This window comes from Aliagarivorans taiwanensis DSM 22990, from assembly GCF_000429505.1.
In the GTDB taxonomy this organism is placed as follows: domain Bacteria; phylum Pseudomonadota; class Gammaproteobacteria; order Enterobacterales; family Celerinatantimonadaceae; genus Aliagarivorans; species Aliagarivorans taiwanensis.
On sequence record NZ_AUBZ01000059.1, the window covers coordinates 1 to 12326 of the forward strand.

General features: G+C 49.9%; 11 protein-coding genes and 1 tRNA gene. 6 read left to right on the plus strand and 6 right to left on the minus strand.

Annotated features, from left to right (window positions below; translation table 11 throughout):
* Positions 1 to 137 precede the first annotated feature (137 nt).
* Together G462_RS24605 and G462_RS24610 are read right to left on the minus strand one after the other, a co-directional pair.
* Positions 138 to 311, minus strand: a complete 174-nt coding sequence (locus G462_RS24605; RefSeq protein WP_157378693.1) for a hypothetical protein — start codon at positions 309 to 311, stop codon at positions 138 to 140.
* A gap of 11 nt (positions 312 to 322) precedes the next feature.
* Positions 323 to 580, minus strand: coding sequence for a hypothetical protein (locus tag G462_RS24610; protein WP_157378694.1), 258 nt, complete (start codon positions 578 to 580; stop codon positions 323 to 325).
* Positions 581 to 912: 332 nt separating this feature from the next.
* On the opposite strand from G462_RS24610, the gene G462_RS0119430 reads away from it, so the two are divergent.
* Positions 913 to 2067, plus strand: a complete 1155-nt coding sequence (locus tag G462_RS0119430) for a tyrosine-type recombinase/integrase (protein WP_026960461.1) — start codon at positions 913 to 915, stop codon at positions 2065 to 2067.
* Between the two features lie 125 nt (positions 2068 to 2192).
* Positions 2193 to 2465, plus strand: a complete 273-nt coding sequence (locus G462_RS25170; protein ID WP_035478442.1) for a DUF3634 family protein — start codon at positions 2193 to 2195, stop codon at positions 2463 to 2465.
* Between the two features lie 96 nt (positions 2466 to 2561).
* Here G462_RS25170 and G462_RS0119440 read toward each other — a convergent pair whose 3' ends face one another.
* Both G462_RS0119440 and G462_RS0119445 read right to left on the minus strand, forming a co-directional pair.
* Positions 2562 to 3320, minus strand: a complete 759-nt coding sequence (locus G462_RS0119440; RefSeq protein ID WP_026960462.1) for an outer membrane protein OmpK — start codon at positions 3318 to 3320, stop codon at positions 2562 to 2564.
* Between the two features lie 174 nt (positions 3321 to 3494).
* Complete coding sequence (locus G462_RS0119445; RefSeq protein WP_026960463.1) at positions 3495 to 5036, minus strand: DUF3369 domain-containing protein; 1542 nt, start codon at positions 5034 to 5036, stop codon at positions 3495 to 3497.
* A 163-nt stretch (positions 5037 to 5199) separates the two neighbouring features.
* Between G462_RS0119445 and G462_RS23485 the strand changes: the two genes are divergently transcribed.
* On the plus strand, positions 5200 to 6429 hold the full coding sequence (locus G462_RS23485; protein WP_051326879.1) for a GGDEF domain-containing protein: 1230 nt from the start codon (positions 5200 to 5202) through the stop codon (positions 6427 to 6429).
* 79 nt (positions 6430 to 6508) lie between these two features.
* On the opposite strand, the gene G462_RS0119455 is transcribed toward G462_RS23485, so the two are convergent.
* Positions 6509 to 7699: an amino acid aminotransferase gene (locus G462_RS0119455; RefSeq protein ID WP_026960464.1), complete on the minus strand. Its 1191-nt coding sequence runs from the start codon at positions 7697 to 7699 to the stop codon at positions 6509 to 6511.
* Positions 7700 to 7917: 218 nt separating this feature from the next.
* On the opposite strand from G462_RS0119455, the gene G462_RS0119460 reads away from it, so the two are divergent.
* Both G462_RS0119460 and tpiA read left to right on the plus strand, forming a co-directional pair.
* Complete coding sequence (locus G462_RS0119460; protein WP_169720199.1) at positions 7918 to 8670, plus strand: YdcF family protein; 753 nt, start codon at positions 7918 to 7920, stop codon at positions 8668 to 8670.
* A 116-nt stretch (positions 8671 to 8786) separates the two neighbouring features.
* Positions 8787 to 9539, plus strand: coding sequence for a triose-phosphate isomerase (gene tpiA / locus G462_RS0119465; RefSeq protein WP_026960466.1), 753 nt, complete (start codon positions 8787 to 8789; stop codon positions 9537 to 9539).
* Positions 9540 to 9627: 88 nt separating this feature from the next.
* Here tpiA and uvrB read toward each other — a convergent pair whose 3' ends face one another.
* Positions 9628 to 11619 (minus strand): excinuclease ABC subunit UvrB, encoded by a 1992-nt coding sequence (gene uvrB / locus G462_RS0119470; RefSeq protein WP_026960467.1) that lies wholly within the window; start codon positions 11617 to 11619, stop codon positions 9628 to 9630.
* A gap of 630 nt (positions 11620 to 12249) precedes the next feature.
* On the opposite strand from uvrB, the gene G462_RS0119475 reads away from it, so the two are divergent.
* Positions 12250 to 12326: transfer RNA gene (locus G462_RS0119475), tRNA-Asn, on the plus strand.

Below are 12326 nucleotides of genomic sequence, written 5' to 3' on the forward strand. Positions count from 1 at the left end.
GCAATCCTAGGTGAAATCTGAGGCACTTAGCAGGCCCAATGGCCTGATAAGTGTCATCAGTATTTAGATTTTATGGTAAATCCATTATGTTCAATGACTTACGTGATTTTACTGGCCAGCTTGGTGTTTATAAAGCCTTAGCGCTGACGTTTGGCTTGCGGCTGCGTTCTTTGCGATCTGCTGCAGTTCTTCCTCGATACTGCCCAGGATGTTTTGAACATGACTTCTGATTCTGGCGCCAGGTCGACGATGGCCTGGAACCGTATGAGCAGATCTTCCAGTTCTGTTACGGTATCTAGATTCGTATCCATGTCGTTTGCTCCTAGAGTTTTGGCGGTGTCTCTTTGCTTAGCTGCACCACTGGACTTCCACAGTTTGGGCACTCAAGGTATGACAACATTGGGCTGAACGTTACCTTATCCTCTGACCACAGCAACTCGCAGTATTCGTTTTGGCACTGGTACGCGTCATCATCTAGCGCTACGAACTCGAATGTGCCTGGCAGATACAAAGCGCTTTGGTAGAAGCCCGCTTGCAGCGTGTCGGTGCTGTCGCTATGCGAGATTTTCGTTTCTATCATTGAGCGACCGCCCATTTTTAACAACACGGTTTGGTCATAAACAGTTCTGGCCGAACGGTCGCCAGAGGCTGAGATTACTCGCTGTTCGCACTTCAAGTCTTTGGGTGTCACTTCGATGCTCGCTAAAGCAAACCTGTTAGCGCGATTTATGTACATCATTTGCTCATAAAGCAAATATGTGGACATTATTTGCTTTTGTATGGCGGCTTGAAAGATAATAGAAGCTACTGTTTTTGCTGTACTTTCGCTCGATGTCTCGCAACTTTTTGTCCCACATTGCAAACGTTATAACGCCTAGCTCCTTCGATTGGTCTAGCATTGATCTGCTTGCCATGGAGGCTGAGCATTTTGAGGAGTATGTTCAACAAGCCTCGTTGCGACAGCTCGATATCACTGAGCATCCTGACTTTGAAGCGGCTATCAAGCAGCATCGAGATCACTGGTATAAGTACCAAAAACGCGAGGCCTATAATCCCCATCGCAATTCTGAAAAGGCCTTTTTAAACGCGGTTCAGGCATTTCGTTACTACCTGGCTGAACGAGAAAATTTAAGTGTTATCCCCTACCCCATATCCATCGATTTGGCGTGCCGCTATATTGAGTTTCGCGCTTATGAGGCGATCTCGCCGATTGGTGGCAACACCACCTTGGATTATGCAGAACGGATTAAGCGCTACTTGAGTCGCAAAGAAAAGCTGGCCGAAGAACCGGTTAAAGGGGTTAGTGTGTCTACGTTACAGCGGGATACTTGGGCCTTGGCAACATTGAGTAAACAGCATGCGCTTCCCTCGCCCACTAATTCTCGTCGCTACCAGCAAGTGCTGCGAAGAACCCTTGATCAGCTTGCGGCGAACGGTCGAGAAACACGAGGACAAGCGGTACCGTTCACCAAACAGTATCGCGATCATATCAAGCTACGTTTTGAGCAAGGCGATGAGCGATTACAGTTGCGCGACCTGCTGATCTGCCAGTTTATGTTCGAAGCGATGCTGCGTGGAGAGGAACTGCAGCGTTTGCAGCACCAGCATATTATGGTGTTGCCCGGTGTGGGTGCCGGAGCCAATATCCGTTTGGATTGGGACAAAACTAATAAAAGTGGCATTCCACGTTATTTGCCCTTGTCGCCTTACGCACTGCAGCTTTATCAGCGATTTAGCCAGAACAGTCCGTTTGGATCCGAGCCGAGTCATTTCCTATTAGCCACTGCACAGACCCGAGGCTATGAGCGGGTATCGATGTCGGTTTTTTACGCATCATTACAGCGCATAACAACAGTGCTAAAACAAGACGGTTTATTACCCTCGAGCAGTAAACCGTTTACTACCCACAGCTTTCGGATTGGCTCTGCCATTTGGTTGACCCAGATGGGCAAGTCGCCAGCAGAGATTATGCTAGCCGGGCGTTGGAGCTCGCTTAAAATGTTGCTTCGCTATATTGAGCCCTATCGCAAAGCTGGTGCCATGGCAGATTTAGCTGATCAGTTCTAACCGTAAATGCGTAGCCTGTTACGATGCGAAATCAGTATGCTCACCAGTCTGATTACCGGTTAAAGTGATTGAAAATCAGGGGATTCCGAACTATTGTTGGCCAGTAACAGTTTTAAAGGAAGGTTATGCTTAAGGCAATTACTGCACACTTTGTTGTATCAGTCGATGGTGAGACGATTAGCTGCACCAAGGGATCGGTACCCAATTACTTTGTCGAAGAGATAAAGGCAGTGAGTCGAGCCACTCGCGCCTTTAAGGGCAAGATCTATGGGATGCCCCGCAAAGGTTATATACAGCTAGAGTTCTCAAGTTCAGTTCCCGAAACTACCCAACAACGCTTGCGTAATGTGTGGCGCCATCAACCGGTGAAATCGAGTAAACCAGGACTTCGCAAGTAAGCGCCTTACTGTCTTAGCTATCGGTGCTACGTTTGTGTGAATGCATAGATAGCAAAAAGCCCGCATTAAGCGGGCTTTTCCATATTCGATGACAACTTAGAAGTTGTAACCGATACGGTAGATGAACAAGTCACCGTAGCCTTCGTGGCCAAGTTTGTTACGGAAGTAACGGTAGGTCACGCCGGTGTACAGGTTGTCGGTGATGTGCCAAGACAGCATTGCGCCACCGTTCCAACCGTTTTTACCACCTTGGTTAGCGGTAATTTCTTCACTGCGGTCAAATTCGATTTCGTTCCAGTTAACAACTGAGAAGTTTTGACCGAACATGTTCCAAGCGTAACGGCCAGTCCAACCAGCCATGTAACCGTTGTTACCGTTTACTTTTGCAGTCGCTTCATCGGCAAAACCATCGTTAGCGGTGATTTGGTGAATACCGATCCAAGGCTTGAAGAACCAGTTGTCACCGCCAAGCTTGGTGTAACCCAAACCTAGAACTCGGTTTTGCTCACTTTGCATGTCGCTGCCGAAATCATAAACTTGCGCGTAGATGCTTGCGCCGGTGTCGCCTAGGTATACGTGTGCAGTTGCTTTTGCTGCTGCAGCGCGTTGATCAGGTGCGTTACCGATGTTTTCGTAATCGTAGAAACCGTATAGCTCACCCCAAGTGAAACCAGCACCGCCTTCGATACCGATCACGTATTGGTTACGGCCTTTAGGGTTGTTAACTTCGTTAAGACCGTGGTCCCAGCTCTGATGATCAACATACATACCACCGAAGCCGTACAGGTATTCTGCATTCGCTGCACCAGATACGCCAACAGCAGCTACGGCTGCAATAGATAGTTTTTTCAGCATTTAGTAAGCCCGAAATAAGGTTGTTTGGATAATTCGGGCGGGATAATACAGTTTTTACCAAAGATAAAAAAGAGATTTATGCAGGTATTCGTAAATTTTATAGGAACAAAATATGGATAAGTGTGTCTAAAGCGACCGATTGTATCGCGTTAACATCTATGACGGGAGGTTTAACTAGTCAGGGAAGCGTTCGCGGATGTCGATAAAGTCCTGATAGTTGTCTAGCAGGATATCGACCAGTTGCGGGTCAAAGTGCTTGCCGCGCTGCTCAACAATGAAGTTTTTGATCTCGTCATAGGACCAGGGCTCTTTGTAGGAGCGCTTCGCGCCGAGGGCATCGAACACGTCGGTTATTGCCATAATGCGCCCGGCAATTGGGATGTCTTCGCCAGCGAGGCCTTTCGGGTAACCGCTGCCGTCCCATTTCTCGTGATGGTATAGCGAGATATCGGCACCGAGTTTAGCGATAATTTTGTTAGAACCCGCTAGCAAGTCGTGGCCCACCTGTGCGTGGGTTTTCATAGTCCCCCACTCGTCCGCGTCAAGTTTTCCAGGCTTGTGAAGGATTGACTCCGGAATGGCTATCTTGCCTAGGTCATGCAGCGGCGCAGCATGCTTGATGGCTTCAACGTACTCGTTATCAAAACCGAGTTTCTTTGCCATAAGTTCGCAGATGAGTGCTACTCGCTTAACGTGGGAGCCGGTCTCTTTGCTGCGCTGTTCAATGGCATCGCCGATGATAAAGATCAGCTCTTTTTGCGTCTCCTGAATATCTTCCTTAATAGTGAGGTTTTCGAAGGTGAGCGCAATGTTGGCGGCAAACACTTCTAGCAAGCCTTTCTCGATATCGTCGAGGGGCTTTTTGTGTTCAACATACAGCAAGCTAATGCTGCGACTATCGGTGGGGTAATACCCTACGTAGCAGGAGCTGGTGATGATTGAACGACGTTCCGCTAAGCATTGCTTTAGATGCACCCGCACGTCGTCTGGAACCTGCTGGCTGTTATCGATGTCGCAATCTTCGTGCTGTTTTACAACCAGGTCGCCGGTGGCAGCCAATACGTTAAACGACTGATTTCTCAGTACATCCTCAGTAAGCGTGGTGATGTACATCGCAGAGCTGTCTAGCTGGAATAGCTCGACAAGCTGTTTCAATACGGCCGACCCAAAGTGGTACAAGGTCTTACTCTTGAGCACCAACGATGTGGACTCGATAACCTTGACAAGCCCTGCCCTGTGGCGCTCGATAAACAGAATGTCCCGGTAAGAGCGGATTGCTGAGTAGGTAATGGTTTTGAGTTTGGTGGCGGTGAGTTCGGTCTTGCTTTTGTAGTCGTTGATATCGTAGTTTTTGATAACCGACTCTTCTGGCGCTTGCCCGGGCTGGCCGGTACGCAGAATCAAGCGGGTGGCGTGGTTTTGCATGGTCTCGCGGATCCAGCGGATTAACTCCAATCCGGCATGCTCGGTCTCCATCACCACATCGATCAGCGCAATGGCGATATCTTGATGCTCGTCGAAGGCCTTACGCGCTTCTTCAGCGCTATAAGCGGATATGAACTCAATTGCATAGCCGTCGATCTCCACATCTGACAATACCAAGCGCGTTACTGAGTGTACTTCCTGCTCATCATCGACAATTAGTAGCTTCCAGGTTGGTAGGTCTTTTTGCTGTGAGGGAGTGTCGATATCATCGATGAACACCAAGTCACTCATTAATCGGTCTCCTAACTTGTTATGTTATAAAGCTAGAACAGCCATGTTACTTAAGCAACGTTTGCGCTGGCTTAACGCAGCAATTCGCGATGGACCACTAAAATAATTACTATTGTTGGCCAAGTGGCGTAAAATTGCGTGAAAATTCAATAACTCAAAGAATATGGAACAACGTATCGAAAACAGCAATATAGCGCTCCCTTTGGTGGTATTGCTGGCAGCGTGTGCTGCGCTCTATTGGTATCCCTCCCTCTCGGTAGATTTACAGGCTATCTTCGTTTGGCTCCCCTATGCGCTTGGCGCTGTGGCCATCTCACTATCTTGGATGTTCAACCGCCGACAACTGGTGGTTGTGGTGCTGGTTTGCTGCTTCTCTTACTGGTTGATTCACCGTTTTTTGCAACAGCCGCTCTCTCAGCCCGATGCGCTATTGTGCTTTACCTTGGTCAGCTTGCTGGTGCCATTTAACCTACTGCTTAATCAGGCAATTAGCGAGAACGGCGTTAAAACATTACGAGCAAAGGTTATGTACGGCGTAGTGGCCTTACAAGGTCTGGCGCTTTATCTGATCGTGATGACCCACCCGCAAGCCTTGCTCGAGCTGGCCCAGAACGCCTTTGCTCCCCGCCCTATCGAAGGCTTAATCATTAGCCTGTATGCGTTGGCCGCCGCGGGGCTGTGGATGGCGATCAGCTTTGTGCTGTTTTTGCTCAAGCCCAATAGCATGTCGATGGGCCTGTTTTTTAGCTTGTTGGCCGCCATCGCACCACTTGCGTTTCTTGATAGAGAAGCGATTTCGTCGGTGTTCTTCTCCGCATCGATGCTGTTGGTGTTGATTAGCGGTATGCGTACCTCCCATGAGTTGGCCTATCGCGACGAACTCACCGGCTTGCTTGGTCGGCGTATGCTGTTTGAAAAGTTGTCGGGGATCGGTCGACAGTACACGGTGGCGATGGTCGATATCGATCACTTCAAGAGCTTTAACGACACCTACGGTCATGATGTGGGCGATGATGTACTGGCCATGGTTGCCAGTCGTTTAGCCACGGTAGGTGGTGGCGGTCAGGTGTTCCGCTACGGTGGTGAAGAATTCACTGCGCTGTTCAAGACCGATGATATCGAGCACGCCAGAGAGCACCTTGATGCGATCAGGCAAGAGATCGCAGACACACCTTTCGCCATTCGCGATAAGAAAAAGCGCGACAAGCAGAGCGCCAAAGACCGCAAAGATAGCAATAAACCTTCGAATACGGTGCAAATCACCGTCAGTATTGGCGTTGCCACTAAAACAGCCAAGCATGACGACCCGGAAGAGGTGATCAAAGACGCCGATAAGGCCCTGTATAAAGCCAAAGAAGGCGGCCGTAACCAAGTGGTCGCGGCAAGAAAATAGTGGCGTTCAGCTCTTTAAACCTAAAAAAGCCAGGCAATTAGCCTGGCTTTTTGCATTTACAATGAGCGCTAACTCCAGCTTACACTACAGCGGCAATCGCCTGACACAGGGCGTCCATATTGGCGCGAGTCATGCCAGCAACGCTGATACGGCCAGAGCCCACGATGTAGACAGCATGCTCATCTTTAAGCTTGGCTACCTGCTCTTTGCTTAGCCCCGAAAATGAGAACATGCCATTTTGACGTTGGATAAATGAGTAATCGCCCGTCACGCCTTTGGCTTTCAAGGTTTCCACGAACAGATCGCGCATCTCTTTAATACGCACTCGCATCTGCGCGACTTCTTCAATCCACAAGGCTTTCAACTCTGGATCTTGCAGCACGGTGGTAACAATCGCAGCACCGTGAGAAGGCGGGTTTGAATAGTTAGCACGAATGCCAGCTTTCACCTGACTAAAGGCGCTCTTACCTTCTTCTTCGCTCTTAGATACCAAGGTGAAGGCACCTACCCGCTCGCTGTACAGGCCGAAGTTTTTGGAGAACGAGCTAGCAACCAACAGCTCTGGGTGAGTTTCAGCAAAGATGCGCAGGCCTAGGGCGTCTTCTTCCACGCCGGTGGCAAAGCCTTGGTAGGCGAAGTCAAATAGCGGCAACGCTAGCTTGCTTAGAATCAACTCTGACAGAGCTCGCCACTGCTCGGCATCGGGGTCGATACCGGTTGGGTTGTGGCAGCAGCCGTGGAACAGTACCAAGTCGCCCGCTGCAACGTTTTGCAGTGAGGCCAATGCGGCGGCGAAGTCTTTGTCCTTAGTGTCTGCATCGTAGTAATCGTAGCTCACCACTTCCAGACCAACGGCCTTGAAGATATTGCCATGGTTAGCCCAGGTTGGGTTGCTCACCCAGATGCGCTTAACGCCAAGGTGGTTAACTGCGAACTCAGCGGCATTATGCAACGCGCCGGTGCCGCCGGGAGACTGAGCGGTGAATGCGCGCTTATCGGCAATGATTGAGCTTTCTTCGCCAAACAACAGTTTCTGCACCTCTAGGCCGTATGCCGGGGTGCCTTCAATGCTCAGATACGATTTGGTTTTCTCGTTAGCCAGCAGATATTCTTCTGCTTTCTTTACTGAGTCTAATACTGGTGTCGCGCCGGTTTCGTCTTTATAGATACCTACGCCTAGGTTGATCTTCTCAGACCGTGGGTCTTGTTTAAATGCTTCGGTGAGTCCCAGAATTGGGTCGGCGGGCGCCGCGACAACACGTTCGAACATAATGCTCCTCTCTACTAATAGTGCTTCCTTTACTACCTGAAATAGTACCGTAGTTGGGCTATCACTGTCTGTAGGCAAAACGCTATTTTCTAAGCGGTTAATTGTAATTTTTGCCCATCAGAGCAGATAAATGGGCTTAAAACCCCGCTTTGAATCCTCTAAGATGGATCACACAGCTAGTTGTTGGAATCCACATGGAATTAAGTTTCGGATTTATATTGAAAAAGTGGCTTGGCTCTATGCTTATGCCGCTGAATATCGCGCTGCTACTTATGCTACTCAGCGTCTATCTGTGTTTCCGCAAACGGCCCATTCGCGCAGCCTTTACCTTGCTCCCGGCGATGGCCGTGTTGTTGCTCACCTCAAACCCTTGGTGGGTTAATCAGCAACTGCTCGACTATGAGCGTCAAGTGCCGATCCCGCAGCTAGAGATAGAACAGTTCGATTTTGTTGTGGTGCTGGGTGCAGGGCACATCAGCGACCCCCTACTCTCACCGACTGAACAGCTCAGCCGGGCGTCACTTGCGCGTATCCTTAAGGGCATCGAACTGATGCAGCTTAATCCGCAAAGTCGGCTGATTGTTTCGGGCTACGGCGGCAGCGACCCGCGTAGTAACGCCGAACTGATGCACCAGGTGGCGACTCAGTCGCAGATCCCACCGGCAAGCATCATTACCCTACCGAAGCCCAAAGACACTGCTGAAGAAGCGGCGTTAATCGCTAACTATATTGGTGACCGCCCCACCGCATTGGTCACCAGTGCCGCACATATGCCTCGGGCGCTAGCGCACTTCCAACGCTACTCGTCAGAAGTTACCGCTGTACCGACAGACTTTTACGGGAAAGAGCTTCAGGGTGAGCTACTGCTTCACGAGTTACTGCCAGATTCTCGCTTTATGCAACGCTTTGATGCGCTATGGCATGAAAAACTGGGTATTTGGTGGCAGAAAATCCTCAGCTACATTCGCTGAGGTCTTGCTTTAGATCAGAAACTAACCGTTTAACAATTATTTCTTGGTTTGATGGCTACGATTTTGTAGCCGTTTCTTTATAATCGAGCCAGTTTACCAATAAGGAGACATAAACAATGAGAACACCACTAGTAATGGGTAACTGGAAGCTTAACGGTACTAAAGAGTCTGTAGCTGCCTTGATCAACGGTCTTATCGAGCCTGCGAAAGCCGCAACCAACGTACAAGTAGCTGTTTGCCCACCAGTGATCTTCCTGGGACAAGTTGAAGCACTGGTTGGTGATGCCCCTATCGCTTACGGTTCTCAAGACGCTAACGTAAACACCTCTGGTGCTTACACTGGTGAAAACTCACCTGTAATGCTGAAAGAATTCGGTTGTACCTACAGCCTAGTTGGCCACAGCGAGCGTCGTCAGTACCACGCTGAAACTGATCAAGTTGTTGCTGAGAAGTTCCAAGCTATCCAAGCTAACGATCTGGTTCCAGTACTGTGCATCGGTGAAACTCTGGAAGAGAACGAAGCTGGCAAAACTGAAGAAGTTGTTGAAACTCAACTGAAAGCTGTTGTTGACCTGTGCGGCATCGAGTCTTTCAACAACGCTGTAATCGCGTACGAGCCAGTATGGGCTATCGGTACCGGTAAATCAGCCACTGCTGAGCAAGCGCAAGCTATCCACGCTCACATCCGTAAGTGGTTGGCTGCTCAAAACGCTGACGTTGCTGCTAAAGTACAAATCCTTTACGGCGGTAGCGTTAAAGCTGCCACTGCTAAAGAGCTGTTCGGTCAAGAAGACATCGATGGCGGCCTGGTAGGCGGTGCATCTTTGGTTGCTGACGAGTTCGCAGGCATCATCGCTGCTGCTAACTAAGCAACATTGCTGAATGCTAGTAGAAAGGGCCTTAACGGCCCTTTTTTTGTCTCTGCTGTTTTATGACTGCTTGCGTGGCTAAACGCTGTTAGCTCACCTCGATCAACTGCTCTCGTAGCCCACCAATTTCATCACGCAGTGCGGCGGCCTGTTCAAACTCCAACTCTTGCGCATGTTTAAGCATCTGTTTCTCCAGTTCACTAATGCGTTTGAGTAGCGCATCAGGGCTAGCTGCATGATACTTGCCTTTCGGCTCTGCGGCTTTGCTCACCTTAGCCTTGCCGAAGTTACCCAAATCGGCAATCTTCTTGTTTAGCTTCTTCGGTGTTATTCCGTTCTCAAGGTTATGGGCTGCCTGGATTTCGCGGCGACGGTTGGTTTCGCCCATCGCCTTTTTCATCGACTCGGTTTCCTTATCGGCATACAAGATTGCTTTGCCTTCAGGATGGCGCGCGGCACGGCCGATGGTTTGGATCAGGGAGCGCTCCGAGCGCAAAAAGCCTTCTTTGTCGGCGTCGAGGATCGCAACCAAGGAGACTTCGGGCATATCCAGGCCCTCTCGCAACAGGTTAATCCCCACCAACACATCGAACTCGCCAAGGCGTAAGTCGCGAATAATCTCAACGCGCTCAACGGTATCGATGTCTGAGTGAAGGTAGCGCACTTTTACCCCGTGCTCGCTGAGGTATTCGGTCAGGTCTTCGGCCATCCGTTTGGTTAAGGTGGTGACCAGTACACGTTCATCGCGCTGCTCGCGGATGCGTACTTCAGAGAGTAAGTCATCTACCTGTGTGGCGACCGGGCGAACCTCAAGCTGTGGGTCGAGTAAACCGGTGGGCCGCACTACCTGTTCAACAAAGTCACCATGGCTTTTGTCCAGCTCGTACTTGCTCGGCGTGGCCGATACGAAGATGGTTTGCGGCGCGATGCTCTCAAACTCTTCGAACTTAAGCGGCCGGTTGTCTAGCGCCGAAGGCAAACGGAAGCCGTACTCCACGAGGTTTTCCTTACGCGAGCGGTCACCTTTATACATCGCGCCCACTTGCGGCACGGTCACGTGGGATTCGTCAATCACCAACAAGGCGTCATCGGGCAGATAGTCGAGCAAGGTCGGTGGCGGCTCGCCGGCGGCGCGGTTTGACAGGTAGCGACTGTAGTTCTCGATCCCTGAGCAATAACCCAGCTCATTCATCATCTCGATGTCGAACATGGTGCGCTGGCTGATGCGCTGCTCTTCGATCAGTTTGTTGGCCGAGAGTAGCTGCGCTTTACGCTCTTTAAGCTCGACCTTAATATACTCGATGGCATCGAGGATGGTCTCACGCGGGGTTACGTAGTGGGTCTTTGGATAGATTGTCACCCGAGCTAAGGTTTCTTCCTCAACACCGGTTAGCGGATCAAAAGCACTGAGGCGCTCTACCTCGCCATCAAACAGCTCGATGCGTACCGCATTCTTGTCTGATTCCGCCGGGTAGACATCGATCACCTCGCCGCGAACCCGAAATGTGGCACGTTGGAAGGCTACGTCGTTGCGGGTGTATTGCAGCTCGGCCAAGCGGCGCAGGATTGCCCGCTGGTCAATCTGCTCACCAACGGTGAGGTGCAACATCATCTGCAGATAGGACTGCGGGTCGCCCAGACCGTAAATGGCAGATACAGAGGCTACCAGCACTACATCGCGTCGCTCGAGTAATGCTTTGGTGGCTGATAGCCGCATTTGCTCGATATGGGCGTTGATCGACGCATCCTTCTCGATAAAGGTATCGGTGCTCGGCACATAGGCTTCGGGCTGGTAATAGTCGTAGTAGGAAACGAAGTATTCCACCGAGTTATGCGGGAAGAACTCCTTCATTTCACTATAGAGCTGTGCCGCCAGGGTCTTGTTTGGGGCGAGGATGATTGTGGGGCGCTCAAGCTTGGCAATAACGTTGGCGACCGTGTAGGTTTTACCTGAGCCGGTAACGCCCAACAAGGTTTGATGGGCTAGCCCATCTTCAATGCCGTCAGACAGCGCAGCGATCGCCTTAGGTTGGTCGCCGGCCGGTTGATAATCGGAGACAAGTTGAAAGCTTTTGACCACGTAAAACTCCTTGGATCGGGTGTAACCGGACATGTTACGCGAAGCGAGTTACTCCCGCGACCCCTAGCTGTGTTTCTGCGCATATCACTTAGTGCTATTTCCCCACTCAGTTTTGAACAAAAATAGTGCCAATTAGGGATGTTAATGAAAAGTAATACACAAGATATCAGTGCGTAACGTTTGCACGTAGGTAAATTGCTAGTATTCTTAGCCACTTACCGCTAAGTTTCGCTATCTATCTGATTTATAAGCGGTTGACAGGGTGCCATTAGTGCTTTCAATATCAGCTAAAGCCACTGTTTTCGGGGCTCATAGCGGTTTAGCCAATTTACATTCACACAGTTATCCACAAAATCAGTGGATAACTGTAGTAATAACGCAACACAACTGGGCTGCGATGAATTCAAGTGTTTTTTTATCGCTAAATTCGATTTAAACGGCTTTTAATATGTCGAGTGAGTCTATCTAAAATTCGAAATAATCAGCGCTAAATGCCCGAATTATCAGCAGGTTTATCGAAAGTTGGATAGCCTTTGAGCAAACAGTCGAAAACCTCGAATTTTGATAGTTATTCAGTTGACAGCTACAGGGGTAATTATTAACATGCGCCCCGCACTTAAGCGAAGCGATTCCCCAGTAGCTCAGTTGGTTAGAGCGGTGGACTGTTAATCCATGTGTCGTTGGTTCAACTCCAACCTGGGGAGCCA

What these genes read in the sequence shown, in the direction of transcription:
- G462_RS0119430 (WP_026960461.1), top strand. Translation starts at nt 913, where the DNA reads ATGGAGGCTGAGCATTTTGAGGAGTATGTTCAACAAGCCTCGTTGCGA.
- G462_RS24610 (WP_157378694.1), bottom strand. Translation starts at nt 580, where the DNA reads ATGATAGAAACGAAAATCTCGCATAGCGACAGCACCGACACGCTGCAA.
- G462_RS0119445 (WP_026960463.1), bottom strand. Translation starts at nt 5,036, where the DNA reads ATGAGTGACTTGGTGTTCATCGATGATATCGACACTCCCTCACAGCAA.
- G462_RS25170 (WP_035478442.1), top strand. Translation starts at nt 2,193, where the DNA reads ATGCTTAAGGCAATTACTGCACACTTTGTTGTATCAGTCGATGGTGAG.
- G462_RS0119440 (WP_026960462.1), bottom strand. Translation starts at nt 3,320, where the DNA reads ATGCTGAAAAAACTATCTATTGCAGCCGTAGCTGCTGTTGGCGTATCT.
- G462_RS0119455 (WP_026960464.1), bottom strand. Translation starts at nt 7,699, where the DNA reads ATGTTCGAACGTGTTGTCGCGGCGCCCGCCGACCCAATTCTGGGACTC.
- tpiA (WP_026960466.1), top strand. Translation starts at nt 8,787, where the DNA reads ATGAGAACACCACTAGTAATGGGTAACTGGAAGCTTAACGGTACTAAA.
- G462_RS24605 (WP_157378693.1), bottom strand. Translation starts at nt 311, where the DNA reads ATGGATACGAATCTAGATACCGTAACAGAACTGGAAGATCTGCTCATA.
- G462_RS23485 (WP_051326879.1), top strand. Translation starts at nt 5,200, where the DNA reads ATGGAACAACGTATCGAAAACAGCAATATAGCGCTCCCTTTGGTGGTA.